The organism is Verrucomicrobiota bacterium (assembly GCA_016871535.1).
Taxonomy (GTDB): domain Bacteria; phylum Verrucomicrobiota; class Verrucomicrobiia; order Limisphaerales; family SIBE01; genus VHCZ01.
The window spans coordinates 38797-49074 of sequence record VHCZ01000014.1 but is presented as its reverse complement, the minus strand read 5'-3'; the positions used below and the strand labels follow the sequence as shown (position 1 = coordinate 49074).

Genomic DNA, 10278 nt, shown 5'->3' with positions numbered 1-10278 from the left:
GCGATTTCGCTTTCTGGCTTCGTTGCTCCTCAGTCGAAGATCCAGGGAGGATATTCTCCTTCGTCGCGCCTCGCCATCCGGCCTTTGGCGCGAAAACAGGACCCCGCGGAATTTTCGGACACGCTCTTAACTGGGAAGGGATGCTCGATCTTGTTTTCTCATGGCTTGGGGCTTTCCCCGCCAATCCCGATCAATTCGATCTCGAAGATCAGCGCGGAATGGGGAGGAATCGGGCCTTGACCGCTCTCGCCGTAAGCCAGATCGGACGGGATGAACAACTTCCACTTTGATCCCACGGGCATGAGCTGCAGCGCTTCGGTCCAGCCCGGAATCACGCCTTTAACGGGGAAACTCACCGGCTCGCCGCTTTTGTAGGAACTGTCGAACTCCGTGCCGTCGATCAGAGTGCCGCGATAGTGCGTGGTGACGGTGTCGGCGGCTTTCGGCTTTTGGCCTTTGCCAGACGTGATCACGGAGTACTGCAAGCCGCTGGGCAAGGTTTCGACGCCTTTCTTCTTTTTGTTTTCGGCCAGAAAAGCTTCTCCATCGGATTTGTTTTTCTTGGCTTTCTCCGCCCGCTGGCCGAGCACCTGTTTCTGAAATTCCATGAGCGTAGCCTGGATTTCCTGCTCCGTGAGCAACGGCTTCGTGTTGGAGAGCACGTCGCGAATTCCCGCCGCGACCTTCTCCGGGTTGAGGTCGAGGGATTGTTGTTTCAGGCTGTTGCCGATGTTGATTCCGATGCAGTAACTGGCCTTGTCTTTCTGGTCTTTCAACCCCCCTTTCTCTTCCGCGGCGAAACCCAGGCTGCATACCAAGGCGCACGCGGCCGTCATAACCGCTGATTTCATTGGTTCCTTTGGAATTGATTCGTGAGGACGAAGGCTGTTTTCGCCGCAGAGGAATCGGTTTAATGCGGCGCGCAGACTAGCGGGAATTCCTCCCGCGTCAAGCTCCGCTCGAACTTTGGACTGCGGCGGGAAGCGAAGCTCACCGCTCGATTGGCGGCCACAGCCGCGCGGTGTTCGAGTATTTCATCGGCTACAAGCTTGGTCTCACCGCCACGCCGAAGGACTATCTCAAAAAGGTTGACCCCTCCCGCATCAAAGCCAACGACCCGCGCGCATGGGAGCGCCGCCATCTGCTCGACACCTACAAGACTTTCGGTTGCGCCAGCGAGGCTCCTGGATTTCCGTCGTCCATCTCTCCGTTCAAGGAACACCACAAGAATTCGTCAGGGACGGAGTGGAATCCGTCCCTACCAACGCCATGCACATTCGAACCAACTGCATTGATCCGAGAGGCGAGATTCGTGGCCGCTCTGAATTTGTGGGGATCAAACGGGTGGATGGAAGATGGCGGAACCTCAGACAGGCTCTCAGACCCTTTCTGGTTTGACCCTGGCAAAAAACTTCCAGATGATCCCGCGCATGAAAGCTCCCCAACAACTGTTCCCATTCGTCTTCGCCGGCGTTCTGGCCGCGATTCCTTTTCAATCTCGCGCCGAGATCAACAAGGTCGAAACCGTGGCTCCGGACGTTTATTTCCACGAAGGCGATCTGCTCGCTAAAGGGCACTGCAACAATGGCTGGATCATTTTCGAGGATTATGTCCTGGTGATTGACGGGAATTTTCCTTCGGGCGCGCAGGAGATCATTCCCAAAATCCGCGCGATGACCAGCAAGCCGATCCGTTTCGCGTTCGATACGCATCACCACGGCGATCACGCTTACGGAAACCAGGTCTGGGTCGAGAACGGCGCCACGCCGGTCGCGCACACCGGCGTCGTCGAGGAAATGAAAAAGTATGAGACGGGTTATTACGGCAACAAGCCGGGGCGGTGGGAGGAGGCCGCCAGGGACCGCAAGGACGTGGCCGCGTCGAAACTGAAACCTCCGACGCTGCTCTTTCGCAAGGACATGATCTTCGACGACGGCAAACACCGCGTGGAACTCGTGCACTTCGGCGTCGCGCACACGCACGGCGACGGCTTCGCGTGGCTTCCCAAAGAGAAGATTCTGTTCACCGGCGACGCGTGCGTGAACGGGCCGTTCAACTACATGGGCGACGGGGATTCCGGCCAATGGATCAAGACCCTGGAAGCCGCGAAGAAACTCGGCGCGAACATCGTGTGTCCGGGACACGGCCCGATGGGCGGCGCGAATGTCCTCGACGATCAAATCGCGTTCTTCACCGAGCTGCGCAAGGAGGTCAAGAGATACGCGAAAAAGAAACCCGAAGAAGTGAAAGCGGCGGTGGACAAGATCAAAGCGGCGCTTCAGCAGAACAAGCAGATCGCCCGATACGTCGGGAGCTTTTTCACGGCGCAGGTGGAGAAGGTGTACGTGGAAATGGGCGGGAAGCCGTTTCAACCCGCCGCCGCCCGGCTGGAGCAGCATCGGGAGCACGCGCACGATCACGGCTACGACGTGGCGCGCGACACCACGCCTCCCCCGCTGCGCACTGGCCCCCGCACGAACCGCCCCGACGCAAACTGACAAAGTAGGGCAGGCTTCCAGCCTGCCTCCCTCAAGCGTCAGATTAGCCCAGCGAACGGATGCGCCGGCGATGGAACATCGACCACGAGCCACATGCGGAGGCACGGAGGCGAACGAGATTTCATGTCCATGCTGCACCATCTCTTCTTCGCTGTAGTTGACCTCATACGCTCGGCCGCCTTTTACGACGCAGCCCTTGCGCCTCTGGGTTACTGTGCAGACCGTGGGATTGACGACAGATCGACCGGAGAACCGTAGCGCAGATTTTCAATCTGCCGTATCGCCGACTTGTAGTCGGCGGCGGGACAAACTCGCCCGGCCGCACCGGATTGGCCGCCGTGCCGCAGATTCCAAATCTGCGATACGGCAGAGTGCAACTCTGCGCTACGTGGACGCGATCACTGATACAACTCGCGAAAGGAGCGCGGGCAGCGCATCCACAAGTTTATCAGTGACGTGTAGCGCAACAGATTTTCAATCTGCGGTATCGCCGATTTCCAATCGGCAGGGCGCCGGCAAGTCCCAGCGTGCTCGGACTGGGAGACGCCCGCAGAATACAAATCTGCGATACGGCAGAGTGCAACTCTGCGATACGAGCTTTGTCGTCCATCCCGCGGACCAAGCAGTAATGCTGGAAACGAATAGGCAGGCAGGATGCCTGCCCTACTTTCGATGCCATGCGAGCTGTTGATCTCATTCGCAAGAAGCGCGACGGACTGGCGTTGGACGCGCAGGAAATCGACGCCTTTGTTTCCGGCGCGACGTCCGGCGCGTGGCCCGACTACCAGCTTTCGGCCATGCTCATGGCGATCCGCTGGCGCGGGATGACGCCGGAGGAGACGGCCTGGTTGACCGGCGCCATGGTTCGCTCCGGGGTGCGGCTGGATTGGCCGGAATTGCCCGGGGCGAAAGCGGACAAACACAGCACGGGCGGGGTGGGCGACAAGACTTCGTTGGTCATCGTTCCTCTTGTGGCCGCGTGCGGCGTGCTTGTTCCCATGATTTCCGGACGCGGCCTCGGCCATACCGGGGGCACGCTCGACAAATTGGAGGCGATCCCTGGCTTTCGCGTCGGGTTATCTCTGCCGGAGTTTCGCCAGGCACTGGCCAAAGTTGGCTGCGCCATGATCGGTCAAACGGCCGAAATCGCGCCGGCCGACAAGAAGCTTTATGCCCTGCGTGACGTGACCGCGACCGTGGACAGTATCCCGCTCATCTCCGCTTCCATCATGAGCAAGAAAATCGCGGAAGGGATCAGTGCCCTCGTCCTGGACGTGAAATGCGGCCTCGGAGCGTTCATGAAAAATCGGAGCGAGGCACGCGAGTTGGCCGAGTCCCTGGTCGCCATCGGCCACGCTAACGGCGTGAAGACCGAAGCGCTTCTGACTTCCATGGACGCGCCACTGGGCCGGGCCGTCGGGAATTCGCTGGAAGTGATCGAGGTGTTAGAAACTCTGAAAGGGAGAGGCTCGGCGGATTTGGAAGCGCTCTCGATTTCGCTGGCGGCGCGAATGCTTCGCCAGAGCGGAGCCGCCGCCAGCGACAAGGTGGCAGAGAGGATGATCCGGGACGCTCTGGTGTCAGGACGTGCTTTGGAAAAGTTCCGCCAGATGATCGAACAGCAAGGTGGTGATGGCCGGATTGCTGACGATTCCGCTCGCTTGCCGATTGCCCCGTTTCGAGCGCACCTCAAGGCTGATCGCACCGGGTTCGTGCACGAGCTGGACGCTGAGCGGGTCGGGCGGGCCGCGATGACTCTCGGCGCCGGACGAGAACGCGCGGAAGATGCCATTGATCCGGCTGTGGGGGCCATCGTGCTGCGAAAACCAGGGGACCGCGTAAAGACCGATGAGCCGATTCTGGAATTGCACTATCGCGACGCCTCGCGGCTTGACGCCGCCCTGGCCCTCCTTCGTAATGCCTGCCGGATCGAAGAGGAAGCGCCGCCGCGAAAGGCGCTCATTCTCGAGACGGTCGTTTAAGCTGGGGAGCACACGCGCCCTCGCGTGTTCCGACCGGCGCCCTCGCCGGTCGGAACATCGGAAAGACTGTCTCACCAAACGATTGCTTTTGCGGATCGAAGAGTGTGGTCGGCGGGGGCGCCAATCACGGCACGCGAGGCGCGCGCGCTCCCCCTCGCCAGTCTGGATTGAGGATCGATGAACGACACGTTCGCCAGGTTGCTCGATGCGGCGCGCGCAGCGCGCTTGAAGGCGCACGCGCCGTTTTCTATGTTTCAGGTCGGCGCCGCGCTGGAAACTGCCGATTGCCAGATCATCACCGGCTGCAATGTGGAGAACACAACTTACGGTTTGACGGTGTGCGCGGAGCGCGTGGCCTTGCTCAAAGCCATTTCGGAAGGCCACCGGCATTTCGTCCGCATCGGGATCGTGGCCGACACCGAGCAACCCACGCCGCCGTGCGGAGCGTGCCGGCAATTGCTGTGGGAATTTTGCGGCAACTTGGAAGTCATCCTGGGCAATCTCCAGGCCCAGACCGCGCGGCATTGGCTGAAGGATTTGTTCCCGCATCCCTTCGACGCGGATTCGATCGGAGCCGCCGGACCCGGAGCTGTGTGATGGACCCAAACGTTCATATCAGCCGCCACCCGCTCTTGCTGCACAAGCTGGCGTTGCTGCGGGACCAGGGGACCGATCCCAACTCCTTCCGCGCTTTGGTGCGCGAGATTTCTCGCCTCCTGTTTTACGAGGCGACTCAGGACTTGAAGCTGGCGCCGTTGACCGTGCGAACGCCGCTCGCGGAATGCACGGCTCACCAGATTTCCGGCACGATTGGATTGATTCCTATTCTTCGCGCCGGCCTGGGCATGGCCGAGGCGTTGCTGGATATGGTCCCCAATGCCTGTGTCTGGCACCTCGGACTTTACCGCGACCATGACACCTGCCAGCCCGTGATCTACTACAACAAGCTGCCGTCCCCGGCGCATATCGACCTGGCAATTGTCGTCGATCCCATGCTGGCCACCGGCGGTTCCGCGACGGAGGCGATCTCAATTTTGAAGCGCGTGGGCGTGAGCCGGATCAAGTTCATGGCCCTGATCGCAGCGCCGGAAGGCGTCGCCCGGTTGCAGGGCGTCCATCCCGACGTGCCTATCCACCTGGCCGCACTCGACAGTCACCTGGACGCCAGAAACTACATCGTGCCGGGGCTGGGCGACGCGGGGGATCGGCAGTTCGGGACAATGTGAAGGTGATGAATCAAATTCAAATGAGCGCGGCCAGTATGATGCGAAGATGCTTTCTCATTAACCGGGTCGGGACGGATGCGCTTCCCAAGCCTCGCCATCAGCTTCCCCAGAAGGGAAGTTCGCTTAGCGAAACGCGGACCACTCCGTCCCTGACTTCCATCCTACAGTCGGCAAAGAGATTGGGGACGCAGTGGAACGCGTCCTTACCTGGCTCATGGTTACAACGCGCGATTCGGAAAGCGTGGAGGCTTCCCAAGAATCTGCCGGTAGGACGAGCTTGTCCCCAGCGAGCCGAGTCGGACGTGTGTCAAGCACGTGGAGCGGCCCGCCGGGACGGACTCGCCCTACCGGCGATCGGTTCATGGGCCGAGTGCGTGGGTTTGAAACCAAGGGAGCTTTCCAAGAACCATGGCCGGCTCTTGCTGGTATTGATTGTCCCTGTCGCCGCGTTGGCCTGGGACTATGAAGGGCATCGGTTGGTCAATGAACTGGCGCTGCTGAGCTTGCCCAGAGATTTCCCCCAATTCGTGCATTCGCCCGGCGCCAGGGAACGAATCCTGTTCTTGAGCGGCGAGCCGGACCGCTGGCGCAACAGCCAGGACCTGCCTTTCCGCCACGCCAGTTCCCCGGATCATTACCTCGACATCGAAGAACTGGCGGACTACGGCTTGACGGCTTCAACCCTCAGCCATTTCCGCTACGAATTCACCGAACAACTCGCGGCGGGCCGGGCTGCCAATGCCCGGAAATTTCCCACGATCGATCCGAGCAAAGATCCGGCGCGCACGCGCGCGCTGATCGGTTTTCTCCCGTGGACGATCACGGAGTCCTACAGCAAGCTCAAATCAGCGTTCTCCTACTTGCGGGTTTACGAAGAGTTGGGCACGCCGGAAGAAATCGAGAACGCCCGGCAGAATGTCCTTTATCTTATGGGTGTCATGGGCCATTTCGTCGGCGACGCGGCGCAACCGTTGCACACGACCAAACATTTCAACGGCTGGGTGGGCCGCAACCCGCAGGGTTACACCACGAATCGCACATTCCATTCCTGGATTGACGGCGGTTTTTTTCAGAAGGCCGGGCTGGACCGCGCTTCGGAATTTCAAGGCCGATTGCGTCCGGCACAACTCCTGGGCGCCGACGCCGCCGCCGCGAAGCCCGAAGACATTTTCCCCGACGTGATTCGTTTCATTCAGGGGCAGCATCGCCTGGTGGAGCCGCTGTATCAATTGGAGAAGGAAGGCAAACTGAGCGGCGAAGGAAAGGCCGGCCTGGAAGGCCGCGAGTTCCTGCGCGGTCAGGTGATCAAAGCCGGGCAGATGCTCGGCGACCTGTGGTATTCCGCCTGGAAACAAGCGGGTCCGGACACTTATCTGCGGGAACATTTGCAGCGGCGGAAGCAGGGCAAGAGCAACTGAGCAAATGCGTGGGGAGCACACGCGCCCTCGCGTGTTCCGGCCGGCGCCTCGCCGGTCGGCTCGTCAAGAAACCCGTCTGATCAAACGATGCGCTTTCCAAGGGAAAAGTGCGGTCGGCGAGGGCGCCAACTGCTGCACGCGGGGCGCGTGCGCTCCCCTTACGGTTGGGAACACTGCTACGGGGAGCGAATCCGGTAAAAACGGGTCGAGGACAAGCGGACGTCGGCTTCGGTGTATTGGCCCTCGCTGCCCGCAAAGCTCAGGTTGCCGGCGACTGACGCGTAGGGGCCGGTGACTTGATCGGAACGCCACACGGAGTAAGTCCGGCCGGGTTCAGCCTTCCAACTGAGCTTCAAACCAGACGCGGCGCTCAACAACGCGGTGATGGAAATCGTCGCCGGCGGCGTGGTGGGCGCGGACTCGCTGAAAAGCCGTCCATTCCATTGCGTGCCCGGCGACACGCGATTTGTCGAAACGCTAAGTTGCGAAACAAAATCTCCGTTCAAGTTCGGATAGCGCGTCATCGAGCCATCAGTGGGCAGCGCGGAATAGATGACGCGGCTGAGGAGGTTGCCGTCCGCGTTGCGAATCATGATCGAGTCGCCGCCGGAATTGTTGAGGCCAAAGCCGAAAACGTCCTCACTGGCCGGGACTGAAGGGACGCTCAGGGCAGGCGCGAAGCCGTTCAAGGGCCCGCCGTAAACCACGACGGCGTTGGAAGATTGCAGGAGGAACGTTTCGAAGAACCGGTGCCGCAGCGCCGACGAATCGGAGATGGACCAGCGCAGCAGATTCACGTCGGCGCTTCCCAGGTTCGCCAGTTCCACGTATTCGTCCTGGTAACTGGGATTCGGCGCCGGCTCGGCGCGTTTCAACGGATTGAAATGGGGCGCCGTGTTGGTGGTGGCCGGGTTGGCCAGAAATTCGCTGAGAATGACTTGTTGTTCGGCTACGGTGGGCACGTAGATTTTCCAACTCGTGGTGTTCGTGGCCAGGTCGTTCACGGCTTCCAAGGCAGGCGTGAAAAGTTTTCCGGCTTCGGCGGCCCCAGCCTGGAACGTCAACGTCGCGGTGAGCGGGTTGCCGCTCGACGCGCTGGTTTGCCAGGAGACCGGCAAGCCACTCGCGCTGGGTTTGAGAGAAATCGTTTTGCCGCTGGCGTCCGTGATCTGCGCGGTGATCGTCACTTTTTCGCCGAGCCTCAAAGAAACTTCCTCGAACGTGTTCGTCGGGAGGTCGCCTGGGCGCACCAGGCTTTCCAGCACGTTGGTGAAGCGAACGGTCGGCGCTTTGTTCGGGGTCAGGATATCGGCAAACCGCGTCGGAATGAGCTGGTAAGCTGAAGTGCGCGGATCGCTGGTGTCGAACTGGCCGAGCACGCCCAGGACGGTGACGGGGGTGACGGGTTTCGCCTGGCCGCCGATGTCCGTTTGCGCATTGATGAACAGCGCCAGCGTTTGGCCCTGGGCATCGGCCATCTCGATTGTGCCCGTGCGTGGCAGAGTCGGCTCGGCGACGTTCAACACGACGTTGGACGCGACGACGTAGCTGCCTTCGTGTTTTTCGATCTGGGCCGGGTCGTTTTGCCAGGCGAACTCCAGCGGGAGCGGCGCGGGCAAAGGATTATTCTTGCTCATCAGCGTCACCGAATGGTTCGTCGTTCCGGCTACGGGCAGGAATTCCAGCAGGCCGTTGAAATGTCCCAACGGACCGACGACGCGCACGCGATCCCCGGCCGCGGGCACGAACACGTCTGCGCCGTTGCGCCAAAACACGGCGATCCCCGCGGTCGCGTCCTGCACGTAGAAGAGCGCGCTGGGAACGCCGGTCAAATTGGCGTGGGTGGTCACGATGCCTTCGACGGAATAAAGAGTGGTTGTGTCGGAGGGGAGGTGATTGACCGGGTCCACCAGCGTTCGGAGATGCGCGATGTTGGTGGACACGATCTGGACCGGCGACGGAGGAGGCTGGCTCGATTGGGCGACGATATCGGCGTAGCGCGTCGGCAGCAATTGGTATCCGGTCGTGCGCGGATCGGAGCTGTCGAATTGGATGAGCACGCCGGTGACCGTGACCGGTCCGCTGGGCTTGGGCTTCCCCCCGATGTCGGTGCGGGCATCAATGCGCAGGACAAAAGTTTCGCCCGTGGCGTTTGTCATGGTGACATTGCTTCCGGATGTGAACGATCCGCCGGCCGCGTCCACGACCACGTTGGACACGACCATGAGCTTACCCTCGTGGGGCTCAATGAGCGCCGGATCGGTTTGCCAGCGAAATTCCAAGGGAGTCGGCGAGGGCAACGGATTGGCGCTGGAAATCAGCGTGACGCTATGGGTCGTGGTGGCCGTGGTTGGCGCCATTTCCAGCAGGCCATTGAAATGAGTCAGGGAAGCGGTGACTCGAACTTGATCGCCGGCTTTGGGCACAAACTTCGTCGTGCCGCCGCGCCAGAAAACAGCAATGCCCGCCGTGCTGTCCTGAATGTGGAACAGCACGTTCGTGCCCGAGGTCAGATTCACATGGGTCGTGACGACACCTTCCGCGGTGAACAAAGTCGTCGTGTCGGAGGGAACGTAGTTGACCTTGTCCACGGGAGCGCGGACTTGGGCAATGGGCACGACGGGTTGCGCCAGCGCGGACGGCATCGCCGCTCCGGCGAGAACGAAGAGAATCCGAATCATGAATGAAATAGTTTTCATGCAAGGTCTGGCAATCTAACCCGTTTCACAGCAATTCTCAGTTTGAGTTCGGTAGGGCGAGCCTGTCCCCAGCGAGCCGACTCCAACGTGTTTTCAGCACGTCGGACACGGCTCGCCGGGCGTCGGACTCGTCCTACCGCAGCCGACGCTTACGGCACATCGCGCCGCGGATTCCAGATGACATCCGGGTTGAATTTTTCTTCCCGCGATGACGGCGCGCCGTTCGTGATGTAACGGCGTTTGAAAAACGCGGCGTGGCCGTCCACGAAAACAAGATTCGCGCCCGATCCGTTGTGGCGTTGCGCAAACCGCTCGCTTCGGGCAGCCGGGAAAATGCCGTTCCGATCCGGACTGCTCGTGTACGTTTCCAGCGTCGGGCTGAATGCGGTGTCCACCAGGAGCACCACGGCGGACGGACTTTGCACGGTGCTCAGCTTGGGCATGCCGGGATATTC

General features: G+C 60.8%; 8 protein-coding genes and 2 pseudogenes. 7 read left to right on the top strand and 3 right to left on the bottom strand.

The features are described from left to right. On the bottom strand, positions 1–184 hold a 184-nt coding region (locus FJ398_03710), incomplete at its 3' end, for a hypothetical protein (GenBank protein MBM3837061.1). Next, positions 159–851 carry an FKBP-type peptidyl-prolyl cis-trans isomerase gene (locus FJ398_03705; protein MBM3837060.1) on the bottom strand — a complete coding sequence of 231 codons (693 nt, stop codon included), beginning with the start codon at positions 849–851 and terminating at the stop codon, positions 159–161. The genes FJ398_03705 and FJ398_03710, both read right to left, overlap by 26 nt. A gap of 134 nt (positions 852–985) precedes the next feature. Here FJ398_03705 and FJ398_03700 point away from each other — a divergent pair. The 7 genes and pseudogenes from FJ398_03700 to FJ398_03670 all read left to right on the top strand — a co-directional run bounded on the left by FJ398_03700 (position 986) and on the right by FJ398_03670 (position 7124). After that, positions 986–1177, top strand: a pseudogene (locus tag FJ398_03700) (hypothetical protein). Positions 1178–1355: 178 nt separating this feature from the next. Beyond that, the gene (locus FJ398_03695; GenBank protein MBM3837059.1) at positions 1356–2498 is read left to right on the top strand and encodes an MBL fold metallo-hydrolase; all 1143 of its coding nucleotides are present in this window, start codon (positions 1356–1358) and stop codon (positions 2496–2498) included. Between the two features lie 129 nt (positions 2499–2627). Continuing rightward, positions 2628–2711: pseudogene (locus FJ398_03690) on the top strand (VOC family protein). A 464-nt stretch (positions 2712–3175) separates the two neighbouring features. Next, the gene (locus FJ398_03685) at positions 3176–4480 is read left to right on the top strand and encodes a thymidine phosphorylase (protein ID MBM3837058.1); all 1305 of its coding nucleotides are present in this window, start codon (positions 3176–3178) and stop codon (positions 4478–4480) included. Between the two features lie 177 nt (positions 4481–4657). Continuing rightward, positions 4658–5077, top strand: coding sequence for a cytidine deaminase (locus FJ398_03680; GenBank protein ID MBM3837057.1), 420 nt, complete (start codon positions 4658–4660; stop codon positions 5075–5077). After that, the gene (locus FJ398_03675) at positions 5077–5706 is read left to right on the top strand and encodes a uracil phosphoribosyltransferase (protein MBM3837056.1); all 630 of its coding nucleotides are present in this window, start codon (positions 5077–5079) and stop codon (positions 5704–5706) included. The genes FJ398_03680 and FJ398_03675 overlap by 1 nt, the downstream gene beginning before the upstream one ends. A 380-nt stretch (positions 5707–6086) precedes the next feature. Further along, on the top strand, positions 6087–7124 hold the full coding sequence (locus tag FJ398_03670) for a hypothetical protein (GenBank protein MBM3837055.1): 1038 nt from the start codon (positions 6087–6089) through the stop codon (positions 7122–7124). A 176-nt stretch (positions 7125–7300) separates the two neighbouring features. Here the strand turns inward: FJ398_03670 and FJ398_03665 are convergent, their stop codons facing one another. After that, positions 7301–9823: a hypothetical protein gene (locus FJ398_03665; protein ID MBM3837054.1), complete on the bottom strand. Its 2523-nt coding sequence runs from the start codon at positions 9821–9823 to the stop codon at positions 7301–7303. Positions 9824–10278 lie beyond the last annotated feature (455 nt).

What these genes read in the sequence shown, in the direction of transcription:
- FJ398_03665 (MBM3837054.1), bottom strand. Translation starts at nt 9,823, where the DNA reads ATGAAAACTATTTCATTCATGATTCGGATTCTCTTCGTTCTCGCCGGA.
- FJ398_03680 (MBM3837057.1), top strand. Translation starts at nt 4,658, where the DNA reads ATGAACGACACGTTCGCCAGGTTGCTCGATGCGGCGCGCGCAGCGCGC.
- FJ398_03675 (MBM3837056.1), top strand. Translation starts at nt 5,077, where the DNA reads ATGGACCCAAACGTTCATATCAGCCGCCACCCGCTCTTGCTGCACAAG.
- FJ398_03695 (MBM3837059.1), top strand. Translation starts at nt 1,356, where the DNA reads ATGGCGGAACCTCAGACAGGCTCTCAGACCCTTTCTGGTTTGACCCTG.
- FJ398_03705 (MBM3837060.1), bottom strand. Translation starts at nt 851, where the DNA reads ATGAAATCAGCGGTTATGACGGCCGCGTGCGCCTTGGTATGCAGCCTG.
- FJ398_03685 (MBM3837058.1), top strand. Translation starts at nt 3,176, where the DNA reads ATGCGAGCTGTTGATCTCATTCGCAAGAAGCGCGACGGACTGGCGTTG.